The organism is Variovorax sp. CCNWLW235 (genome assembly GCF_037204085.1).
Taxonomy (GTDB): domain Bacteria; phylum Pseudomonadota; class Gammaproteobacteria; order Burkholderiales; family Burkholderiaceae_C; genus Variovorax.
In genome coordinates, this window is the sequence record NZ_JBBCBW010000023.1 from 40,153 (window position 1) to 60,075 (window position 19,923).

Consider the following 19,923-nt stretch of genomic DNA (forward strand, 5'->3'; position numbering starts at 1 on the left):
GCATCATCACCGCTGAACAAGTCAGCCGGTGTTACCGCGTACGGCTGCCGGCGGACAGGCGCTGGGCCAGCTTCTGCTCGCGGAACGCCGCGGTGACGAAATCGACAAAGGCGCGCGTCTTGCCCGGCAGCAGCTTCTGGCTCGCGAAGTACAGCGAGAGCGGGCCGAGGTCGCAGTGCCAGTCGGGCAACAGCCGCTCCAGTGCGCCGCTGTGCAGGTGTGGCGCCGCATGCGGCACGGCGACCAGGCCGACGCCCAGGCCCAGCAGCGTTGCGCGGCAGAGCGCATCGGGGTCGTTGACCACCATCACCGGCTTCTGCGTGGCTGCCATTTCGCGTCCAGCGCCATTGCGCATGACCGGCGTGCGCACCCGGCTGTGCAGCGGCGAGCGCAGGGCCACGCCTGCAAGGTCCGCAAGGCCGCCCGGGTCCTTCGGCCGGCGCTTGCCGCGCAGGAAGCCGGGCGATGCCACCGCAATCAGGTGGATGCGCCCCAACTCGCGCGCCACCATGCCGGGCGGCAGCTCGAACCCGCCGCCCACGGCCGCGTCGAAACCGCCGGCAATCAGGTCCAGCGGACGGTTGTCGAAGAACCAGTCCGGAACGACGGCCGGGTACTTTTCGAGGAAGCCCGGCATCAGCGGCAGCAGGTAGTCCATGCCGAAGCCGGGCGCCGCGCTCAGCCTGAGCACCCCGGCCGGCTGCCCGGCATTCACGGTGATGTCGGCAATCGCACCCTGGATGCTGTCGAGGCCGCCCTGCACCGACTGCAGGAACCGTTCGCCCGCCTCGCTCAGCGTAAGGCCGCGCGTGCTGCGCTGGAACAGGCGCACGCCGAGGTTGCGCTCCAACTGGGCGACGTTGCGGCTGACTGCTGCGGGTGTGAGCGCAAGCCGGCGTGCCGCCGACGAAAAGCTGCCCGTCTCCGCGCTCCGCACGAAGGATTCAAGGTTGGCGAGGGTTTCCATTTCAGGGGCATTTCAACAAATGCTTGAAAGTAATTCAAGCCAGTCATGACTATTGTTATGGGGTGCGAATGCCTAGAGTTGAACCCAGCAAGACGAACTTGCGCACTTCAACCCAAGGAAAACCAAATGAAAATCGCCATCATCGGCGCCGGTGAAATCGGCTCCGCCATCGCTCGCCAACTTGCACGCAACGGCATCGACGCCGCCATTGCCAACAGCCGCAGCCCGCAAACGCTGCAGCCATTGGTCGACGAGCTGGGGCCCCGCATCAAGGCCGTCGAGCTCAAGGAAGCGGCCCAGGCCGACCTGGTGTTTGTCGCGGTCAACTGGAACCGCCTGCACTCCGCGCTGAAAGACCTCGGGCCGTGGAATGGCCGCATCCTCGTCGATGCCAACAATGCCGTCGAAGCGCCGTCGCTGAAGCCGATCGACGTGGGCGGCCGCGCTTCCAACGAAGTGGTGGCCGAACTGGCGCCGGGCGCTCGCGTGGTCAAGGCCTTCAACCACCTGGCGGCTGCCGCGCTGGAAGCCGACCCGAAGGTCGCCGGCGGCCGCCGCGTGCTGTTCCTCTCGGGCAAGGACGCCGATGCCAAGAAGACCGTGAGCGAACTGATCGCCCGCCTGGGCTTCACCCCCATCGACCTGGGCGGCGTGAACGAAGGCCGCCTGGTGCAGTTTCCGGGCGGCCCGATGGCGATCCTGAACCTGGTGAACCTCGACGAGCCTGCGGCCTGAGCAACGCGGTGCCCGGGCGGGCTCTCTTGCGAGCCGCGCGGGGCTACACTCCGCTCACACATGGTCCCCAGCCGCTTTCTCCACCGCCACATGGCCGCGTTCTTCGTGGTCCTTTCGCTGCTGTTCTCGCAGCTGGCGCTGGCAAGCTATGTCTGCCCCGGCGCAGCAGATGCGGCGGCAATGGCCGAAATGATGGCTGCAACGGGCGAACCCTGCGAAGGCATGGACACCGCTCAGCCCGTGCTGTGCCACCAGCATGCCGCCGACATGTCGCTGTCGTTCGAGCCCGTGAAGGCCGCGACGCCTTCGCTACCCGCCATCGTGCAGGTACTGGCCCTGCCCGTGGTGCTGGCTTCGCAAGGGCATGCGCTTCCGGCGCAGGCCCGGCCCGAGCGGCAGCATCCGCCGCCCGATCCCGTTTTTCTCGCCACCCGCAGACTCCGCGTCTGAAATTCTCCGTCGACTGACCGGTGCCGGCGCGGCTCGTCCGCTTGCCGGCCATTGCCTCGTTCGTCCGCGGAGTTGCCATGGCCCCTCTTTCCTTGCGCGCAGCCTTGTCGGCCGTAGCGCTGCTGCCGTACCTTGCTGCGGCCGCCCCCTTGTCCCTCGAGAACGCGCTCCAGCTTGCGGCCCAGCGGTCCGAAACCACGCGCGCCGCACGCGCCGGTTTGTCGAGCGCCAAGGAAGCCTCGCATGCGGCGGCGCAGCTTCCCGATCCCACGCTGCGCGTCGGCATCGACAACCTGCCCGCGACCGGGCCGGACCGCTTTCACACCGCGCGTGAACCGATGACGATGAAGCGCATCGGCATCAGCCAGGAGTGGCTGTCCGCCGACAAGCGCGCGGCGCGCCAGGCGGCCGCGGATGCGTCGGTCGGCCGCGAAACGGTGCAGGCGCAGGCGGCGTTGGCCGAGACCCGTCTGCGGACCGCGCTCGCCTACGTCGAAGCCTTCTACGCCGGCGAGGTGCTGAAGCTGGCCACGCTCATGGAGCGACACGCCCATGAAGAACTGGAGGCCTCGCGCGCGCGCCTGTCTTCGGCCGCCGGCAGCAGCCAGGATGTGCTCGCGTTGGCGAGCGCCAAAGGCGTCTCGGAAGACGACGCCGCGGAGATCCGGCAGCAGCAGAACACCGCGCGCGTCGCGCTGCAGCGCTGGACCGGCGTGCAGCCCGATGAACTGGCGCCGCCGCCGGCCATCGTTGCGCTCCCTTCGGAAGAGGCCTACGTTGCCGCGCATCCGGCCGTCGCCGCCATGCAGCGCGACGTGGACGTGGCCGCGCAAGCCGCGGCGGTGACCGCATCCAATCGCAAGCCCAACTGGACCTGGGAGCTTGCCTACGGCCAGCGCACCGGATATTCAGACATGGTGTCGGTGGGTGTGAGCATTCCGCTGCCGGTGGCGCCTGGCGACCGGCAGGACCGCGACACCGCCGCCAAGCTGGCGCTGGCCGGCAAGGCCGAGGCAGAACTGGCCGAAGCGATGCGCGCCGCCACCGCCGAATACAAATCGCTGATCGGCGATGCACAGCGCCTGCAGCAGCGCATCGACCGCTATCGCACTGGCGTGGTCGTTCCCGCCGGCCAAAGGGCCGCGGCCGCAACGGCGGCCTACCGGTCCAACCAGGGCGATTTGGCCGCCTTGTTCCAGGCGCGGCATGCCGAAGTCGAGGCGCAGCGCAAGCTGCTGGTGCTGCAGCGCGACCTCGCCAAGACCCAAGTTCAACTGGCCTTCCGGCCGATCAACGCCGAGGTGGCACCATGAACCGAAAACTCACGGCCGGCGTGTTGCTGCTGGCCGCCTTGCTGCTCGCAGGCGGAGCCTTCTACCTGGGCCGCAAGACGGGTCCCCATGCGGACGTTGCCATGGGCGCAGCCGCCGGAGCCGAGGGCCGAACGGTGCTCTACTGGCACGACCCGATGGTGCCGGGCCCGCGTTTCGACAAACCCGGCAAGTCGCCGTTCATGGACATGCAACTGGTGCCGATGTATGCCGACAGCGCAACCGGCACGGGGAACGAAGGGGGCGTGAAGATCAGCCCCGCCGTGCAGCAGAACCTCGGCATCCGGTATGCCGGCGTGCGGCGGGTGGAAACATCTTCGTCGTTCGATGCCATTGGAGCCGTGCAATTCGACGAGCGGCTCAACGCCGCGGTGCAGACCCGCGTGGCCGGCTACGTCGAGCGCCTGTCGGTTCGAGCGCCGATGGAGCGCGTGCGCAAAGGCCAAGCCCTGGCGACGATCTTCGCGCCCGAATGGCTGGGCCCGCAGAACGAGTGGCTCGCGCTCAGGCGCTCGGGCGCTTCGCCCGATCTCGTCGCGGCGGCCCGCGAGCGCATGCGGGCCATGTCGATCCCCGCCGAGCTCGTCCGGCGCAGCGAGGAAGTCGGCGCCGCGCAAGCGCGCTATGTGCTCACGGCGCCTGTCGACGGCGTGGTCGCCGAGCTGGGCGTGCGCGAAGGCGTTGCGGTCACGCCCGGCATGACGCTGTTCCGCATTGCGGGCCTGCAGAAGGTGTGGGCGGTAGCCGAGATTCCGGAAGCGCAGGCGGTGCGCCTCGCGCGCGGCCAGAAGGCCAGGGCCGTGCTCCAAGCCGACGCGTCGCAATCGTTCGACGGCGCGCTCGACGAAATCCTGCCCGAGATCAACACGGCCACGCGCACCTTGAAGGCCCGCTTCGAGGTCGACAACAGGGGCGGAAAACTCACGCCCGGCATGTTGCTGCGCCTGCAGGTGGCGGGGCCCGCGAGCAGCCGGCTGGTGGTGCCTTCGGAAGCCGTGATTCGCACCGGCAAGCGCGCGGTCGTGATCGTGCGCAGGGCCGACGGCGCGTTCGAGCCGCGCGATGTGTCGCTGGGCGCAGATTCGGGAGACGACACCGAGGTGGTCTCGGGGCTTGCCGAGGGCGAGCAGGTGGTGGCGAGCGGCCAATTCCTGATCGACTCGGAGGCGCGGCTGCGCTCGGTGCTCGGCAACATGGCGGCGCCTGCATCCGCACCCGCATCGCAGGCTGCATCGCCGACCGCGGTGCTGCACAAGGCAGAGGGCAGGGTGGAGAGCGTGGCGGCCGATGGCATCACTATCTCGCACGGTCCCGTTCCTGCACTCCAGTGGCCTTCGATGACCATGGGCTTTTCCAAGGGCTCGCCGAGCGCCTTCGCCGACATCAAGCCGGGCGACAGCGTGCGCTTCGAGTTCAAGGAGGGCGGGCCCATGGGCTATGAGCTGGTCTCGGTGCAGCGCGTGCAACCGGCCCGCAAGCCATGATCGCCGCGCTCATCCGCTGTTCCATCGGCAACCGTTTCCTGGTGCTGATCGCGACGCTGTTCCTGGTGGCTGCGGGCGTTTGGTCGGTCGCGCGCACGCCGCTCGATGCCTTGCCCGATCTTTCGGACACGCAGGTCATCATCCGCACGCCCTTTCCGGGCAAGGCGCCCCAGGTGGTCGAAGACCTCGTGACCTACCCGCTGACCACCACCATGCTCAGCGTGCCCGGCGCCAAGACCGTACGCGGCTATTCGTTCTTCGGCGACTCGTTCGTCTACGTGCTGTTCGACGACAAGACCGACCCGTATTGGGCGCGCTCGCGCGTCGTGGAATATCTCAACCAGGTGCAAAGCCGGCTTCCCGCGGGCGCCAACGCCTCGCTGGGCCCTGATGCCACCGGCGTGGGATGGATCTATGAATACGCGCTGGTCGACCGCACGGGCACGCGCGACATCGGGCAACTGCGCGCGCTCAACGACTGGTTCCTCAGGTTCGAACTCAAGACGGTGCCCGACGTGGCCGAGGTGGCCAGCATCGGCGGCATGGTGCGCCAATACCAGGTGGTGCTCGACCCCGACCGCATGCGCGCGCTGGGCATCGCGCAATCGATGGTCGTGGAGGCCTTGCAGAAGGCCAACCAGGCTTCGGGCGGCTCGGTGGTGGAGTTTGCCGAGGCGGAGTACATGGTGCGATCGCGCGGCTACCTGCGTTCGCTGGACGATTTCCGGAGCATCCCGCTCGCGGTGGCGGGCGCAACACCGGTGCTGCTGCGCGACGTGGCCACTGTGCAGATCGGCCCCGAGATGCGCCGCGGCATCGCGGAGCTCGACGGCGAAGGCGAAGTGGCCGGCGGCGTGGTCGTCATGCGCTCGGGCAAAAACGCCCGTTCGACCATCGAGGCCGTCAAGGCCAGGCTCGAGGCGCTCAAGCCAAGCCTGCCGCCGGGGGTGGAGATCGTGCCCACCTACGACCGCTCGCTGCTGATCGACCGCGCAGTGGAGAACCTGCGCGGCAAGCTCGTCGAGGAGTTCATCGTGGTGGCGCTGGTCTGCGCGGTGTTCCTGTTCCACCTGCGCTCGGCGCTGGTCGCGGTGGTGGCGTTGCCCGTCGGCGTGCTGGCTGCGTTCATCGTCATGCACTGGCAGGGGGTCAACGCCAACATCATGTCGCTGGGCGGCATCGCAATTGCCATCGGCGCCATGGTGGACGGCGCCATCGTCATGGTCGAAAACGTGCACAAGCACATCGAGGCTTTCGAAGCCGCCGAGGGCAGGCAACCCGATGTGGCCGAGCGGTGGCGGCTGGTGGCCGATGCATCGGTCGAGGTGGGGCCCGCGCTGTTCTTCTCGCTGCTGGTGATCACGCTGTCCTTCGTGCCCGTGTTCTCGCTCGAGGCGCAAGAGGGGCGGCTGTTCTCTCCGTTGGCCTTTACCAAGACCTACGCCATGGCGGCCGCGGCGGGCCTGTCGGTCACGCTGATTCCGGTGCTCATGGGCTATCTCATCCGTGGGCGCATTCCGCACGAAGGCGCCAATCCCGTGAACCGCCTGCTGATGGCGGCGTACCGGCCCGCGCTGGAGCTGGTGCTGCGCTTTCCCAAGGGAACACTGGCCATTGCCGCGGTGCTGCTGGCACTCACGGCGGTGCCGCTGATGCGGCTCGGCGGCGAGTTCATGCCGCCGCTGGACGAGGGCGACCTGCTCTACATGCCTTCCGCGCTGCCCGGGCTTTCGGTGTCGAAGGCCTCCGAGCTGCTGCAGCAGACCGACCGGATGATCAAGGCCGTGCCCGAAGTCGAGCGCGTGTTCGGCAAGGCCGGCCGCGCAGACACGGCGACCGACCCGGCACCGCTCGAGATGTTCGAGACCACCATCCAGTTCAAGCCCAGGGCGCAATGGCGCGCGGGCATGACGCCCGACAGGCTCATCGAAGAGCTGGACCGCGCGGTCAAGGTGCCGGGCCTCACCAACGTGTGGGTGCCGCCCATCCGCAACCGCATCGACATGCTGGCCACGGGCATCAAGAGCCCCGTCGGCATCAAGGTGGCCGGGGCCGACCTGGCCATCATCGATGCGCTCGCGACGCAGATCGAGGCTGCGGTCAAGAACGTGCCCGGAGTGACATCGGCACTGGCCGAGCGGCTCACCGGCGGGCGCTACATCGACGTGGACGTCGACCGGCTCGCCGCATCGCGCTACGGACTTTCGGTGGCCGACGTGCAGGCGGTGGTGTCCACGGCCATCGGCGGCGACAACGTGGGCGAGGTCATCCAGGGCCGCGAGCGCTACCCCATCAACGTGCGCTATCCGCGCGAGATCCGCGATTCGCTGGAACGCCTGCGGCAACTGCCATTCGTGACGGCCAGGGGCGCGCAGCTGCTGCTCGGCGATGTCGCGAAGATCACCGTCGAAGACGGCCCGCCGATGCTGCGCAGCGAGAACGCACGGCTGTCGGGGTGGGTCTATGTCGACGTGCGCGGCCGCGACTTGCGCTCGGCCGTTACCGAAATGCAGGCCGCCGTCGGCCGGGCCGTGCAGATGCCGGCGGGCTATGCGGTGTCGTGGTCGGGCCAGTTCGAATACCTGGAGCGTGCGACCGAGCGCCTGAAGCTGGTGGTTCCCGCAACGCTGGCCGTCATCTTCGTGCTGCTGTATGTGCTGTTCAGGTCGTTCGGCGACGCGGCCCTGGTGATGGCGGCCGTGCCGTTCTCGCTCGTCGGTGGCTTCTGGCTCATCTGGGCCATGGGACATTCGATTTCCGTTGCCACCGCGGTGGGGTTCATCGCGCTCGCGGGCGTGGCGGCCGAATTTGGCGTGGTGATGCTGGTCTACCTGAAGAACGCGCTTGCGCGCCGCCTCGCGGCCGGGGAACCGATGAACGAGGAGACCCTGCTGGCGGCCATTCGCGAAGGCGCCGTGCTGCGGGTGCGGCCCAAGGCCATGACGGTTGCCGTGGTGATGGCCGGGCTACTGCCCATCTTGTGGGGCAGCGGCACCGGCTCGGAGGTGATGACGCGCATCGCGGCGCCCATGGTGGGCGGCATGGTCACCGCGCCGCTGCTGAGCATGCTGGTGGTGCCCGCGGCCTGGTACCTGCTGCGCCGGCGCAGCAGGTAGCCTTCCGCCCACCGCATGCCGGTGCCAAGCTGCTCGACCGTGCTGCTGTAGATGCGGTACCTGGCAAAGCTCGGGTCCGGTATCAGCAACCGAGGGTCCGGGGTAGCGCTGATTGCGGATTTGCGTTCAAATGCCAGCGCTCGCGGCATACCTGTCGCTGGATGCCGGTGTCCATCGACGGTAGGGCAAAACGCCCAATTCCCTGAATCACCGCACGGCCGTGTAATAGAGACGATTGACCGGCTCCACCCAGCACTCGGCTCACGAGCGCTGTGGCAACCCGGTCGAATGGACATCGACATGGAACCCCTCGCCCTGCTGCTCGCCCGAATCCAGTTCGGCTTCACGATTTCGTTCCACATCATCTTTCCGGCGCTCACCATCGGGCTGGCAAGCTACCTGGCCGTGCTCGAAGGCTTGTGGCTGCGCACCGGCCGCAAGGTGTACCTCGACCTGTACCAGTTCTGGATCAAGGTGTTTGCCGTGGCCTTTGGCATGGGCGTGGTGTCCGGCCTGGTCATGGCCTACCAGTTCGGCACCAACTGGAGCAACTTCTCCCGCTTTGCCGGCGGCGTGACCGGGCCGCTGCTGGCCTACGAGGTGCTGACCGCGTTCTTCCTTGAAGCAGGGTTTCTCGGTGTGATGCTGTTCGGGCGCGAACGCGTCGGCCCCGCGCTGCACTTCGTCTCGACGATTGCGGTGGCCGTGGGAACGCTGATCTCCGCCACCTGGATTCTTGCGTCCAACAGCTGGATGCAAACGCCGCAAGGCCACGAGATCATCGATGGCCGCGTGGTGCCGGTCGACTGGTTCATGGTGATCTTCAACCCCTCGTTCCCCTACCGGCTCGCGCACACCGTCACCGCCGCCTACCTGGCCACCGCGTTGATGGTCGGCGGTGCGGCCGCCTGGCACCTGCTGCGCGGCCGCGACAACACGCGCGTGCGCACCATGCTTTCAATGGCGCTGTGGATGCTGCTGGCCGCCGCGCCGCTGCAGGCGGTCATCGGCGACCAGCACGGGCTGAACACGCTCGAGCACCAGCCGGCCAAGCTCGCGGCCATCGAAGGCCACTGGGAGCGCACCCCCGAGGGCGAAGGCGTTCCGCTGAAGCTCTTCGGCTGGCCCGACATGAAGGCCGAAGTCACGCGCTACGCGGTGGAGATTCCGCGCGCCGGCAGCCTGCTGCTGGCCCACAGCTGGGACGGGCAGATCCCCGCGCTGAAAGATTTCGCGCCCGAAGACAGGCCCAACTCGACCATCGTGTTCTGGACCTTCCGCGCCATGGTCGGCCTGGGCGTGCTGATGATCGCGCTGGCCTTCTGGGGCTTGTGGCTGCGCCGGGGAGGGCGCCTCTACGCCCGGAAGAACTTTCTGCGCTTTGCGGTGGCAATGTCTCCGGCGGGGCTGGTGGCCATCCTGGCCGGCTGGTACACCACCGAGATCGGCCGCCAGCCGTGGATCGTCTATGGCCTCATGCGCACGGCCGATGCGGTGTCGCCGCAGCATTCGACTTCGCAAGTGGGCTTCACGCTGGCGCTGTTCGTCGTCGTGTACCTGGTCGTGTTCGGCGCGGGCACGGCCTACGGGCTGCGCCTGATCGCCAAGGGGCCGGCGGGAGACGAAGCCGAACGTCCCGCGTGGGGCGGGCCGGGTGAAACGCGAACGCCGATGCGCCCGCTCTCCGCCGCGCCCGAAGACGACCAGGTCGATGACGCCGGCAGCCGTGCCGAAAGATCCAAGGAGGGCGACCGCGATGGGCATTGATCTTCCCCTCATCTGGGCCGTCATCATCCTGTTCGGCATCATGATGTACGTGGTGATGGACGGCTTCGACCTGGGCATCGGCATCCTGTTTCCGTTCGTGCCCGCCAAGGAAGACCGCGATGTGCTGATGAACACCGTGGCACCCGTGTGGGACGGCAACGAGACTTGGCTGGTGCTGGGCGGCGCCGGGCTGCTGGCGGCGTTTCCGTTGGCGTATGCGGTGATCCTCAGCGCGTTCTACTTGCCGCTGATCCTGATGCTCGTGGGGCTGGTGTTCCGCGGCGTTGCCTTCGAGTTCCGCTTCAAGGCGCGTGCGGGCAAGCGCCGCTGGTGGGACCATGCCTTCATCGGCGGGTCTGTCACCGCGGCCTTCTTCCAGGGTGTGACGCTCGGCGCCTTTCTCAACGGCATGCCGGTGGCCGATGGCAACTACGCCGGCGGGCCGTTCGACTGGATCTCGCCGTTCTCGCTTTTCACCGGCGTGGCGCTGGTGGCGGCCTATGCGCTGCTCGGCGCCACGTGGCTCGTGATGAAGACCGAAGGCCGCCTGCAGATGCGCATGCGCAGCCTGGCAAGGCCGCTGGCCTGGCTCATGCTGGCCGTGATCATCGCCATCAGCATCTGGACGCCGCTCGCGCACGAGGCCATTGCCAGGCGCTGGTTCAGCTTTCCCAATCTGCTGTGGTTTGCGCCGGTGCCTACGCTGGTGGCCCTGGTCACATGGCGCCTGCTGCGCGACCTGGGCGGCGACCGGCACGCGTCGCCCTTCGTGCTCACGCTGGTGCTGCTGTTCCTGGGCTACACCGGGCTTGGCATCAGCCTGTGGCCCAACGTCATTCCGCCGGACATCAGCATCTGGCAGGCTGCAGGGCCGCCACAGAGCCTGGGCTTTGCGCTGGTCGGCGCCTTGCTGATCATTCCCGTCATCCTGATGTACACCGCATGGAGCTACTGGGTGTTCCGCGGCAAGGTGCGGCATGGCGATGGGTACCACTGACCCCGGCCCCGATGGCCGCAGCAAATGGTTGCGCCGTTTCGGATGGCTGCTCGCCATCTGGCTGGCCAGCGTCGGCGCCCTCTTTGCGGTGGCGCTGGTTTTTCGCTGGCTGATGCGCGCGGTAGGCCTCACTGCGCCGTGAGGCCTGCTACACGCTAGTGGTGCTGCGCGTGGGCCGGTGCGGCCCGTCGGCGAATCTCGCTCTGCAATGCGCGCTGACCCGCCGCCAGCGCGGCTTCGTAGGTGTCCGCCGGATCGAAGGCGTCGCGGAGCACCTTGGGGTTCGCTCCGTCCGTATCGGTTTCAAGCAGGCGCCAGACATAGGAGCCGAGGGCCGGCTCCTCGATGATGAGTTCGATGGGTTGTGTCATTGCTTCAACTTGCACAAACCGGGGGCGAATGTCTGTAGGCCGAATTCGAATGCTGCGGGCCCTGCATCCGATTTGGATGCTCCTTCGATTTGAACTCTTCAGGCGGACTTCCTGCCGTCGCTCGCCGCCCGAAGCCTCAGCGCATTGCTAATGACCGACGCCGAGCTCAGGCTCATCGCCAGCGCCGCGATCATCGGCGACAGCAGCCAGCCGGTGAACGGAAACAGCACGCCGGCCGCCAGGGGCACGCCCAGCGCGTTGTAGATGAAGGCGAAGCCCAGGTTCTGCTTCATGTTGGCAATGGTCTTCTCAGAGACGATGCGCGCCTCTGCAATGCCGCGCAGGTCGCCCTTCACCAGCGTGACCTGAGCGCTGTTCATCGCAACGTCGGTGCCGGTGCCCATCGCCACGCCCACGTCGGCCTTGGCGAGCGCGGGCGCATCGTTGATGCCGTCTCCGGCCATGGCGACGATGCGGCCTTCGCGCTGCAGTTTGTCGACCAGCGCCAGCTTGTCGGCGGGCTTGACTTCCCCGTGCACCTCGTCGATGCCCAGCCTGGCTGCAACGGCGCGCGCGGTGGTCAGTCCGTCTCCGGTGGCCATGATCACGCGCATGCCCGATGCCTTGAGCGCTGCCAGCGCCTCCATGGTCGTGGCCTTGACGGGGTCGGACACCGCGAGCAGACCCATCGGCTGGCCGTCGGCGGCAAGGAACATGACGCTGGCCCCTTCGGCGCGCAGGGCTTCGGCCTGCGGCTTGAGTGCGTCGACCGGCACGCGCAATTGGTCCATCAGTGCGGTGTTGCCAAGCGCCAGCTTGCGGCCGCCGACGATGCCGCTCACGCCGATGCCGCTGCTGGATTCGAACTCGTCTGCCGCGGCCAACGCCAAGCCGCGCTCGCGGGCCGCCTCGACGATGGCGTGTGCCAGCGGATGCTCGCTCCCCTGGTCGAGACTGGCGGCAAGGCGCAGCACGTCGTCTTCCGTGAAGCCCGGCAGGGCCGCCGCGCGTTCGAAGCGCGGCTTGCCTTCGGTCAGCGTGCCGGTCTTGTCGACGATGAGCGCGTCGACCTTGCGGAAGTTCTCGATGGCCGCCGCGTCGCGGAACAGCACGCCTTGCGTGGCGGCCTTGCCGGTGGCCACCATGATCGACATGGGCGTGGCCAGGCCGAGCGCACAAGGGCAGGCAATGATGAGCACCGCCACCGCGTTGATGAGGCCGTGGGTCCAGCTTGGCGCCGGGCCGAAGAATCCCCACGCAAGAAAGGTCAGCAGCGCAATGCCGATGACCACCATGACGAAGTAGCCCGCCACCTGGTCGGCCATGCGCTGCATCGGCGCCCTGGAGCGCTGGGCCTGCGCCACCATCTGCACGATGCTTGCGAGCACGGTTTGCGAGCCGACTTTTTCCGACTGCATCACCAGCGCTCCGTTGGTGTTGAGCGTGGCGCCGATGAGCTTGTCGCCGACGCGCTTGGTCACCGGCAGCGGCTCACCCGTGAGCATGGACTCGTCGACCGCGCTTGCGCCTTCGACCACCACGCCGTCGACCGGCACCTTCTCTCCGGGCCGCACGCGCAGCTTGTCGCCGACATGCACATGCGCAATGGGAACATCTTCTTCAGTGCCGTCGGCGCCGATGCGCCGAGCCGTCTTGGGCGCAAGGCCCAGCAGCGACTTGATGGCCGCGGAAGTTTGCGAGCGCGCCTTGAGTTCGAGAATCTGGCCCAGCAGGGTGAGTGAAATGATCACCGCCGCAGCCTCGAAGTACACCGCCACGCGGCCCATCGACATGAACGAATCGGGAAAGGCGCGGGGCGCCACGGTGGCCACCACGCTGTAGACGAAGGCGGCAGCGGTGCCCAGGCCGATGAGCGTCCACATGTTCGGGCTGCGGTTGGCAACCGACTGCACCGCGCGCTCGAAGAAGGGCCATCCCGCCCACAGCACGATCGGCACGGAAAGCACCAATTCGATCCAGCTTTGCGTGGCCATCTCGAACCACTGCAGCCTGTGGCCCGCCATGGCCAGCACGGTGACCGCGACAGTGAGCGGCAGCGTCCAGAAAAACCGCCGCTTGAAGTCGCGCAGCTCGGGATCTTCCTTCTCGTCCGCGTCGAGGCTCGGCATTTCGGGCTCAAGCGTCATGCCGCACTTGGGGCAGTTGCCTGGATGGTCCTGCCGTATTTCCGGATGCATGGGGCAGGTGTAGATCGTGGGCGATCCGCCAGCCGCGCCGGGCTCGACCGCATTCACCGGCGCAGGGTGGCCGCTGTGATCATGGTGCTGATGATGGTGATGGTGGTCGTGTCCTGGGTTGGAACGCGTGTCGTTCATTCGAATTCTCCAGCGGGAACCATGGGGCCGCCTGTGCCGCGGAGGGGTGCAGGCAGGCGAGGTTTGAGGGTCAGCCTCCGGTCAGGCAGGCGTCCAGACAATCGCGCCGGCCTCCGGCGGCTTCGGCGGATAGCCTGCTTGCGCAGTGGCCGCAGGTCATCGGCTGAATCGCGAACTCTTGCATGGCAACTCCTTGGTTGTTGAACAAGCGGAGTTCAGTTTCAGGGTTGACATCGTGGCAAGGTCAAGCCTGTTCTGCGTGCCTTTCGCTGGAGCGGCTGCGTCTCTCTTAAAACTTTTTTCTTCTGGAATCCTTGTCCATGTCCCCAGTTTCTCGCTGTCTACTGAGCGTTGCGCTGCTCGCGGCTTCCACGGTCCACGCCCAGGCGCTGGACTACGACCATCAGGAAAACTGGAAGGCGGTTCACGACAGCGCCCAGTCGCCGATCGACATTCCCACCGGCGAAGCCAAGGCCGGCGATGCGCTCGAGCCGCAAGACATTCGCCTGAGCAACGCCCGCGCGGCGCTCGACGTCGTCGACAACGGCCATGCGGTGGAGGTCGAGGCGAAGGGCCCGGACGCCATGATTCGCGGCCGGCATTTCAAGCTGCTGCAGTTCCACTTCCATGCCGAGAGCGAACACACGGTCGACGGCAAGCACTTCCCGCTCGAAGGGCACTTCGTCTTCCGCGCCGCGGACGGCCGCCTGGCCGTGGTGGGTGTCATGTACCGCGAAGGCCAGGCCAATCCGCTGGCGGCCAAGGTGCTGGCGGCGCTCGAGAAGGAAGGCCATGGCGAGCTGTCCAAGGCCGACATTTCCGTTCTCCTGCCCAAGGACAAGGCTTACTACCACTACCTGGGCTCGCTGACCACGCCGCCGCTGACTGAAAACGTCGAGTGGTATGTGCTGCAGGCGCCGGTGTCGCTGTCTCCGGCGCAAATTGCGCAGTTCCGCGCGCGCTATGCCCACAACAACCGGAAGCTGCAGGAGCTCAACGGGCGTCCGCTGATCCGTTTCCCGTCGGTGTCGCTGACGGCCAATCGCACAGCCCCTGCCAGCCGCTGAACGCCAAGCCAAAAAAAAAGCCCCCGGTTCCTTGCAGAGCCGGGGGCTTTTTCAGTTGTGACGAGGTCTTCTCAGACGGCGGAAACCGCTGAGTGGCCCGCAGCCGTAGCGGCGCCCCCATGCGCGCCCGGCGGTGCGGTGACGATCGATGTGAGCGCAGGTTCGGCCATGCGCAAAGCCGGAAGATCGGGACGCGGACGGCGCAGTTCCGCATCGGCAGCGAATGCCATTTCCATGGCATGCGCGGCGCCCAGCACCTGGTGGTCGGCGCGAAAGCCGCCCACGATCTGCAGCCCGAACGGCATGCCCGCGTGATCGAGGCCGCAGGGCAGCGAAAGCGCGGGATGCGTCGTCAGCGTGACGACGTATGTCAGCGCCAGCCAGCGGTAGTAGTTGGCCTGCTTCTCGCCGTTGATGGTGTCCGCATACAACTGCGTCCACGGGAAAGGCGACACCGGCGTGGTGGGCGAGAGGATCAGGTCGTAGTCGGCAAAGGTCGCCTGGAAGCGCTTGATGAGCCGCGTCTGCTCGGCCTGCGCCCAGGCGCTGTCGAGCAGGCTCATCTGCGCGCCCATCTCGTAGTTGGCGCGGGAGTTGGGTCCCAGGCTGGAAGGGTCGCGCTGGTAGGCCGCGTGCATGCCGGCCACGAAGGCTTCGGCGCGCAGCACGTCGAAGCAGCGGTGCGCCTCGCCCAGGTCGAGCGTCACTTCGTCGCAAGACTTGAACAGGTGCCGCATGGCGCCGATCTTCCGGCGCATGGTGGCGCGAATGTTGTCGTCCACCGCGCAAACGCCGAAGTCCTCGGTCCACGCCACGCGCAGCCTGCTCAGGTCGACGTCCATCGGCTTCTGAAAAGACAGCGGATCGAGCGGGTAGCTCAACGGGTCGCCCGCGTGCATGCCGGCGGAGGCGGCCATCTGCAGGCAGGCATCCGCCACCGTGCGGCCCATCGGCCCGACGACGGAAATCGGCGTCCAGCCCAGCAGCTTTCGCACGCTCGGCACGATGCCGGGCGAAGGCCTGAAGCCCACCACGCCGCACTTGGCGGCCGGAATGCGCAGCGAGCCGCCGGTGTCGGAGCCGGTGCACACGGGCAGCATGTCGCACGCCAGAGCCGCCGCCGAGCCGCCGGAGGAGCCTCCGGCATTCAGGTTGGGGTTGAACGGATTGCCGGTGGCGCCCCACACCTCGTTGCGCGAGTTGGCGCCGGCGCCCATCTCCGGAACGTTGGTCTTGCCGGCCACGATGGCGCCGGCCCTTCGAAGGCGGGCCACCAGCTCGATGTCTTCCTCGGGCACGTGGTCGCGGAAGATGGCGGAGCCCCAGGTGGTGAGCAGGCCTTCGGTGGGCTCCAGGTCTTTCACGCCCAGCGGCAGTCCATGCAGCAGGCCGAGCGCATCGCCGCGCATCACGGCGGCTTCAGCAACCCTGGCCTCGGACCGCGCGCGGTCGAAGCTGGTGGCGGTCACGGCATTGACGAACGGGTTCACCCGCTCGATCTGTGCAATGCAAGCTTCCATAAGCTCGACCGGCGATACCGCCTTGCTGCCGATGAGCCGTCGCAGTTCGACGGCGGATTGTTCGATCAATTGGGTGTCCATCAGTCGGCGGTGATATTGGCGCGGGCCGCGACGGCGCGCATCAGCGGCAGTTCCTTGTTGATCAATTCGCTCACGGCAGCGCCGTTGCTGAAGGCCGGCTCCAGGCCCTGCGCGGTCAGCTTGGTGCGGGTGTCGGCGTCGGCCACGGTGGCGGCAAGCGCCTTTTCGAGCTTGGCCTTCACGTCGGCGGGCAGGCCCTTGGGGGCAGATACGACCAGCCACGTGTCCATGTTGATGTCGGGGTAGCCGCTCTCGGCCATGGTGGGCACATCGGGCAACAGGGTGGAGCGCTTGGCGGTGGTCACCGCAATCGCCTTGATCTTGCCGCTCTTGAGCTGGGGAATGGCGGCGCTCACGGTGTCGATGCTGAACGGAACCTGGCCTCCCATCAGGTCGGTCATGGCCGGGGCGCTGCCCTTGTAGGGCACGTGCGTCATCTTCAGGCCGGCGGCGTTGAGGATGGTTTCTCCCGCGAATTGCGACGTGGTGCCGGTGCCGTACGAGGCATACGAATACTTTCCTGGCGAGGCTTTCACGTAGTCCACGAACTGCTTCACGGTCTTTACAGGCACCTCGCTGTTGGCAAGCAGGATGAGGCCGACGCGCCCGATCAGGCCGATCTGGTCGAAGCCCTTGACCGGGTCGTAGGGAAGATTCGAGCGGATGGCGGGGTTGACCGTGAACGTGGTGCCCGAGCTGACCAGCAGCGTGTAGCCGTCGGGCGCCGCCTTGGAAACGTAGCTTGCCCCGATGACGGTTCCGGCCCCGGCGCGGTTCTCGATGACGACCGATTGGCCGAGCTCCTTGGCCAGGCGCGCGGCAATCACGCGGGCGTTCACGTCGGTGGCACCGCCGGGCGGAAAAGGAACCACCAGCGTGACCGGGCGCGACGGAAACCCGGCTTCCGCGGCAGCGGCCGCCAGCGATGCGAGGCCGAGGCAGGACATCAGCAGCAGGCTGGCCAATGCGGGGAGGCGTTTCATGAAGAACTCCTGGGGGACGGGGTGGGGTGGTGGGCGGCGAATGCAATTCCATCCTAGGAGCCGGAACCCGCTGCCACAAGCGCAATGTTTAGAATTGTGGATTGCCGTTTCGGCAATCGACACCGCTGTCTGCCCATCTCTGAACCAGGAGAATTCCATGGCACTCAATGCGCTGCAGGAGACCGCCGTGCGGTACTTCCTCGAGGTCGTGCGCACCGGCTCGGTGAAGGAGGCTGCGCTCAAGCTCAACGTGGCGCCGTCGGCCGTGAGCCGGCAGGTTGCGCGCCTGGAGCGCGAACTCGACACCCTGCTGTTCGACCGCCACGCGCGCGGCATGGTGCCCAATGCCGCCGGCGAATTACTGGCCGCCCATGCCAAGCGGATGCAGCAGGACATCGAGCGGGTTGCCAGCGACATCCAGGGCTTGCGCGGCCTGCGCAGCGGCCGGGTGCGCGTGGTGAGCACGGAAGGCTTTGCCTTCGACTTCCTGCCGACGCTGATTGCGCGCTTTCGCAGCAAGCACGAGGGCATCCGCTTTCACCTGGAGGTGTGCCCGCCGCACGACATACCCGGGCGCATACGCGATGGCGAGGCCGACATCGGCATCACCCTGAGCACGGTGCCCGAGCCCGGCATCAAGATCGAGTTGCGCCACCCCAGCCCCATCCTCGCCGTGATGGCCAACGACCATCCGCTGGCGGGGCAGCGGCAGTTGTCCTTGCGCCAGGTGGTGGCCTATCCGCTGGGGCTGCCGCCGCAGGACAGCTCGATCAGGCAACTGCTCGACACCAGCTGCAGCAGGCAGGGGCTGCAGTACGTGCAGGCCATGTCGAGCAACCATGCGAACGCGCTCGTGAGCTTTGCGGCCGCGGGCGGCGGCGGCATTGCGTTCTATGGGGAGTTGTCGATCCGCACGCAGCTGAAGTCGAAGGCGCTGGTTGCCATTGCGCTGAAGGACCGCGAGATGAACGAGCGCCACCTCGAAGTCGAGACCCTGGCGGGCCGATCGCTGCCCGATGCGGGCAAGGCATTCGTGCAATTCCTCACCGATGCCATCAAGGCAAGCGCCTGAACGCAAAGAAACCGGTTCCCGTGTGCGCTACACTCCGCGCCGCTTGCAGTGGCCTCAGCCGCTGCGCCGTCATTGGCAACATGACGAGAACAATCCAAAGGAAATTTTCAAGTGAACCGTATCGAACTGGTCGAAAAGATCGCCGCCGCCCACAACGTCAGCAAGGCAGAAGCCGCCCGTATCCTGGAAACCGTCACGGGTTCCATCGTCGCCGCAGTGAAGAAGGGCGACCCCGTCCAGCTCATCGGCTTCGGAACCTTCAAGCAAGTGGCTCGCGCCGCTCGCACCGGCTTCAACCCGCAAGCCGGCGCCAAGATCAAGATCGCCGCACAGAAGGTGCCGAAGTTCGTGCCGGGCGCAGCATTCAAGGCCGCCATCGACCCCAAGGCTGCAAAGCGCAAGGCCGACAAGGCAGCCGCCAAGCCCGTCGCCAAGAAGGCAGCACCGGCCAAGAAGGCCGCCGCTCCCGCCAAGAAGGCCGCAAAGAAGTAAGACTTCGGCGAGCCATGGTTTGCGGCCGCAAGGCTGCTTCCATCGAAAAGACGGCCCTTCGGGGCCGTTTTTTTATGCCCGCGGAGCACTCGGGTCTCAAGCCAGCGTGCCGAGCCTCGCAAGAATGAGGTCGTACAGCGTCTGGGCGGCCACCGAGAGGCTTCCCTCGCGGCGCTGCACCAGGTAGATGGTCCTGGTGAGGCCGGGCAGCGGCAGGGGCCGCGTCACCAGCGTGTCGCGCCGGAAGTGGAACAGCGTGAGCTCCGGCACCACGCTGATGCCGATGCCGGCCTCGACCAGCCCCGTGACAGTGGCCAGGTGCTCGACCTCGAACACCGCGTTGAGCCGCAGCGGATGCAGCGCCGCGTCGAGCGACTGGCGCACGCTGCTGTTGCGCGCCATCTGGATGAAGGGCCAGGGCGCGAGCTGTTTGGCCGTGAGTTTGGCGATGCCGGCCAATGGATGGTCCTTGCGGCAGACCAGGTGAAAGCGGTCTTCGCAGAGCTTGCGGCCGCGCAGGTCGCTGGCCGCGGCCGCATCGGCGCCGGTGGCCGCCAGCGCGAAGTCGGCCTGATGGCCGCGCAGCTGGGCAATGCAGGCATCGGAAAGCGCGTCGTGCAGTTCCACCGTGATGCCGGGCCACGTCTGCATGAACTCGGCGAGGATGGCCGGCAACCAGCCGGCCGCGAGCGAAGGCAGCGCGGCCACGCTCACGCGGCCCTTGCGCCGTTCCGAGTGGTCGGCAAGGTCGCCGATCGCATCCTGCATGTCGTCGAGCAGGCGCCGGGCCGAGGGCTCGAACAGCCGTCCCTCGGGCGTGAGCTGCACGCTGCGCGTGTCCCGGTCGAAAAGGCGGGCGCCGAGTGTGTCTTCCAACGTGCGGATCAGCGCGCTGAATGCGGGCTGCGACAAATGACAGGCCTGGGCGGCGCGCGTAAAGTTGCGTTGCTCGGCCAGCGCCGTGAACGCACGCAGCTGGCGGCTGGAAAGGTCGGGCGCGGTCATCGATCTGGAATTTGAATAAGACGACCCAGGATCAGGGGTTTGCGGATGGTATCTCTGTGCCTTGCGCGCAACGAGTCGTCCCGACTTTCCTGTCCGTGGGTGACGGGAAAGCGGCGATTCTGTAAAAAACTTCTTACAGGAAGCACAAT

The 19,923-nt window shown here is 67.1% G+C and carries 17 protein-coding genes; 11 read left to right on the forward strand and 6 right to left on the reverse strand.

Annotation, left to right across the window (positions count from 1 at the left end; genetic code table 11):
* Positions 1–31 precede the first annotated feature (31 nt).
* A complete protein-coding gene (locus V9L21_RS21565; RefSeq protein WP_337314932.1) occupies positions 32–967 on the reverse strand; it encodes a LysR family transcriptional regulator in 936 nt (311 codons plus the stop codon).
* A 126-nt stretch (positions 968–1,093) separates the two neighbouring features.
* On the opposite strand from V9L21_RS21565, the gene V9L21_RS21570 reads away from it, so the two are divergent.
* From V9L21_RS21570 to V9L21_RS21605, 8 genes are all read left to right on the forward strand, one after another.
* Complete coding sequence (locus V9L21_RS21570) at positions 1,094–1,702, forward strand: NADPH-dependent F420 reductase (RefSeq protein WP_337314933.1); 609 nt, start codon at positions 1,094–1,096, stop codon at positions 1,700–1,702.
* A 90-nt stretch (positions 1,703–1,792) separates the two neighbouring features.
* Positions 1,793–2,152 carry a hypothetical protein gene (locus tag V9L21_RS21575; protein WP_337314934.1) on the forward strand — a complete coding sequence of 120 codons (360 nt, stop codon included), beginning with the start codon at positions 1,793–1,795 and terminating at the stop codon, positions 2,150–2,152.
* A gap of 77 nt (positions 2,153–2,229) precedes the next feature.
* Entirely contained in the window at positions 2,230–3,465 is a 1,236-nt protein-coding gene (locus V9L21_RS21580; protein ID WP_337314935.1) for a TolC family protein, read from the forward strand.
* Positions 3,462–4,967: an efflux RND transporter periplasmic adaptor subunit gene (locus V9L21_RS21585; RefSeq protein ID WP_337314936.1), complete on the forward strand. Its 1,506-nt coding sequence runs from the start codon at positions 3,462–3,464 to the stop codon at positions 4,965–4,967. The genes V9L21_RS21580 and V9L21_RS21585 overlap by 4 nt, the downstream gene beginning before the upstream one ends.
* Positions 4,964–8,083, forward strand: coding sequence for an efflux RND transporter permease subunit (locus tag V9L21_RS21590; protein ID WP_337314937.1), 3,120 nt, complete (start codon positions 4,964–4,966; stop codon positions 8,081–8,083). The genes V9L21_RS21585 and V9L21_RS21590 overlap by 4 nt, the downstream gene beginning before the upstream one ends.
* A 300-nt stretch (positions 8,084–8,383) precedes the next feature.
* Positions 8,384–9,850 (forward strand): cytochrome ubiquinol oxidase subunit I, encoded by a 1,467-nt coding sequence (locus tag V9L21_RS21595; protein WP_337314938.1) that lies wholly within the window; start codon positions 8,384–8,386, stop codon positions 9,848–9,850.
* Positions 9,840–10,847 carry a cytochrome d ubiquinol oxidase subunit II gene (cydB, locus tag V9L21_RS21600; RefSeq protein WP_337314939.1) on the forward strand — a complete coding sequence of 336 codons (1,008 nt, stop codon included), beginning with the start codon at positions 9,840–9,842 and terminating at the stop codon, positions 10,845–10,847. Before V9L21_RS21595 ends, cydB begins: the two co-directional genes overlap by 11 nt.
* Positions 10,834–10,989 (forward strand): DUF2474 domain-containing protein, encoded by a 156-nt coding sequence (locus V9L21_RS21605; RefSeq protein WP_337314940.1) that lies wholly within the window; start codon positions 10,834–10,836, stop codon positions 10,987–10,989. Before cydB ends, V9L21_RS21605 begins: the two co-directional genes overlap by 14 nt.
* Positions 10,990–11,002: 13 nt before the next feature.
* On the opposite strand, the gene V9L21_RS21610 is transcribed toward V9L21_RS21605, so the two are convergent.
* Together V9L21_RS21610 and V9L21_RS21615 are read right to left on the reverse strand one after the other, a co-directional pair.
* Entirely contained in the window at positions 11,003–11,218 is a 216-nt protein-coding gene (locus V9L21_RS21610) for a hypothetical protein (RefSeq protein ID WP_309953693.1), read from the reverse strand.
* A 98-nt stretch (positions 11,219–11,316) separates the two neighbouring features.
* Positions 11,317–13,554: a copper-transporting P-type ATPase gene (locus tag V9L21_RS21615; protein WP_337314941.1), complete on the reverse strand. Its 2,238-nt coding sequence runs from the start codon at positions 13,552–13,554 to the stop codon at positions 11,317–11,319.
* A 320-nt stretch (positions 13,555–13,874) separates the two neighbouring features.
* Between V9L21_RS21615 and V9L21_RS21620 the strand changes: the two genes are divergently transcribed.
* On the forward strand, positions 13,875–14,621 hold the full coding sequence (locus tag V9L21_RS21620; protein ID WP_337314942.1) for a carbonic anhydrase: 747 nt from the start codon (positions 13,875–13,877) through the stop codon (positions 14,619–14,621).
* 71 nt (positions 14,622–14,692) lie between these two features.
* On the opposite strand, the gene V9L21_RS21625 is transcribed toward V9L21_RS21620, so the two are convergent.
* Positions 14,693–16,222, reverse strand: a complete 1,530-nt coding sequence (locus V9L21_RS21625) for an amidase (protein ID WP_337314943.1) — start codon at positions 16,220–16,222, stop codon at positions 14,693–14,695.
* Complete coding sequence (locus V9L21_RS21630) at positions 16,222–17,205, reverse strand: Bug family tripartite tricarboxylate transporter substrate binding protein (RefSeq protein WP_337314944.1); 984 nt, start codon at positions 17,203–17,205, stop codon at positions 16,222–16,224. Before V9L21_RS21630 ends, V9L21_RS21625 begins: the two co-directional genes overlap by 1 nt.
* A gap of 157 nt (positions 17,206–17,362) precedes the next feature.
* Here V9L21_RS21630 and V9L21_RS21635 point away from each other — a divergent pair, with 157 nt between their 5' ends.
* Both V9L21_RS21635 and V9L21_RS21640 read left to right on the forward strand, forming a co-directional pair.
* Positions 17,363–18,277, forward strand: coding sequence for a LysR family transcriptional regulator (locus tag V9L21_RS21635; RefSeq protein ID WP_337314945.1), 915 nt, complete (start codon positions 17,363–17,365; stop codon positions 18,275–18,277).
* A gap of 111 nt (positions 18,278–18,388) precedes the next feature.
* Complete coding sequence (locus V9L21_RS21640; RefSeq protein WP_126747720.1) at positions 18,389–18,769, forward strand: HU family DNA-binding protein; 381 nt, start codon at positions 18,389–18,391, stop codon at positions 18,767–18,769.
* 96 nt (positions 18,770–18,865) lie between these two features.
* Here the strand turns inward: V9L21_RS21640 and V9L21_RS21645 are convergent, their stop codons facing one another.
* The gene (locus tag V9L21_RS21645) at positions 18,866–19,774 is read right to left on the reverse strand and encodes a LysR family transcriptional regulator (RefSeq protein WP_337314946.1); all 909 of its coding nucleotides are present in this window, start codon (positions 19,772–19,774) and stop codon (positions 18,866–18,868) included.
* Positions 19,775–19,923 lie beyond the last annotated feature (149 nt).

Coding starts and splice junctions, on each gene's coding strand:
- V9L21_RS21565 (WP_337314932.1), bottom strand. CDS start 967: ATGGAAACCCTCGCCAACCTTGAATCCTTCGTGCGGAGCGCGGAGACG.
- V9L21_RS21570 (WP_337314933.1), top strand. CDS start 1,094: ATGAAAATCGCCATCATCGGCGCCGGTGAAATCGGCTCCGCCATCGCT.
- V9L21_RS21575 (WP_337314934.1), top strand. CDS start 1,793: ATGGCCGCGTTCTTCGTGGTCCTTTCGCTGCTGTTCTCGCAGCTGGCG.
- V9L21_RS21580 (WP_337314935.1), top strand. CDS start 2,230: ATGGCCCCTCTTTCCTTGCGCGCAGCCTTGTCGGCCGTAGCGCTGCTG.
- V9L21_RS21585 (WP_337314936.1), top strand. CDS start 3,462: ATGAACCGAAAACTCACGGCCGGCGTGTTGCTGCTGGCCGCCTTGCTG.
- V9L21_RS21590 (WP_337314937.1), top strand. CDS start 4,964: ATGATCGCCGCGCTCATCCGCTGTTCCATCGGCAACCGTTTCCTGGTG.
- V9L21_RS21595 (WP_337314938.1), top strand. CDS start 8,384: ATGGAACCCCTCGCCCTGCTGCTCGCCCGAATCCAGTTCGGCTTCACG.
- cydB (WP_337314939.1), top strand. CDS start 9,840: ATGGGCATTGATCTTCCCCTCATCTGGGCCGTCATCATCCTGTTCGGC.
- V9L21_RS21605 (WP_337314940.1), top strand. CDS start 10,834: ATGGGTACCACTGACCCCGGCCCCGATGGCCGCAGCAAATGGTTGCGC.
- V9L21_RS21610 (WP_309953693.1), bottom strand. CDS start 11,218: ATGACACAACCCATCGAACTCATCATCGAGGAGCCGGCCCTCGGCTCC.
- V9L21_RS21615 (WP_337314941.1), bottom strand. CDS start 13,554: ATGAACGACACGCGTTCCAACCCAGGACACGACCACCATCACCATCAT.
- V9L21_RS21620 (WP_337314942.1), top strand. CDS start 13,875: ATGTCCCCAGTTTCTCGCTGTCTACTGAGCGTTGCGCTGCTCGCGGCT.
- V9L21_RS21625 (WP_337314943.1), bottom strand. CDS start 16,222: ATGGACACCCAATTGATCGAACAATCCGCCGTCGAACTGCGACGGCTC.
- V9L21_RS21630 (WP_337314944.1), bottom strand. CDS start 17,205: ATGAAACGCCTCCCCGCATTGGCCAGCCTGCTGCTGATGTCCTGCCTC.
- V9L21_RS21635 (WP_337314945.1), top strand. CDS start 17,363: ATGGCACTCAATGCGCTGCAGGAGACCGCCGTGCGGTACTTCCTCGAG.
- V9L21_RS21645 (WP_337314946.1), bottom strand. CDS start 19,774: ATGACCGCGCCCGACCTTTCCAGCCGCCAGCTGCGTGCGTTCACGGCG.